The sequence below is a fragment of the Protofrankia sp. CiT1 genome (assembly GCF_917627335.1).
In the GTDB taxonomy this organism is placed as follows: Bacteria; Actinomycetota; Actinomycetes; order Frankiales; family Frankiaceae; genus Protofrankia.
Map to the genome: position 1 here is coordinate 1,920 of NZ_CAKJTP010000302.1, position 790 is coordinate 2,709.

Here is a 790-nt window from a genome sequence, read left to right on the forward strand (position 1 = left end):
GCATGGTTGTACGTGCTGATACTCCAGCAAACCTCCCTCTCCTTCGTTGCTTTCTTCGTCGATCTGCGTGTCCCGCAGCCGCTGGACGGCCGCTACCAGCGCCAACAGAGCGTCAACCCCGATCACGGGAGCGTTCATTCCCTCCGCTCCCGAGAAATTTATGCGTGCAGTGCGGCTTGCTCCTTGAGAACGACGCCAAGCAGGGCAAGGCGATCGGCCTGAACCGCTGGCCATCCCGTTCCTAGAAGATCAACGTGGTGTGGACCCAGATCGTGCTGCTGGCCGGCACCCTCCTCGCGGCCTCCCGCTGGCTGGCCCTCGAGCCCGGCGACCTGCGCGAGGCCTCGGTCAAGCTGCTGCGGTTCCGGCGGTTCGACCTGCCCTCCCGGCGCACCCACGGCCAGCGGAAGCGCTGGCTGCACCTGAGCACGGACTGGCCCTGGATCGACGCCGCCCTCGGCGCCTGGACACGGATAAAGGCGCTGCCCGCCGTGACCTGACCACCCTCCCCCGTCTCTCCGAGCGCGAAAGGGCCACCGGGCCGTGGACCCGGCGACGCGACACGGCCGTCGCACCCCGACCCTGCCCACAGACAGGAAATCTTGATCGAAAAGACCGTTGTCGATCACACGGGTCGGCCCCGCCAACCCCGTGAACGATTCAGGCCGGACCGGACTTCCGACGGCGAGCGACGGCGAGCGACGGCGAGCGACGGCGAGCGACGGCGAGCGACGGCGAGCGACGGCGAGCGACGGCGAGCGACGGCGAGCGACGGCGAGCGACGGCGAGC

Annotated in this window: 1 protein-coding gene; it reads left to right on the top strand. The window is 68.9% G+C overall.

Going from position 1 to position 790, the window contains the following annotated elements:
* Window positions 1–254: 254 nt before the first annotated feature.
* Complete coding sequence (locus MJ785_RS21875; protein ID WP_239382763.1) at window positions 255–500, top strand: transposase; 246 nt, start codon at window positions 255–257, stop codon at window positions 498–500.
* Window positions 501–790 lie beyond the last annotated feature (290 nt).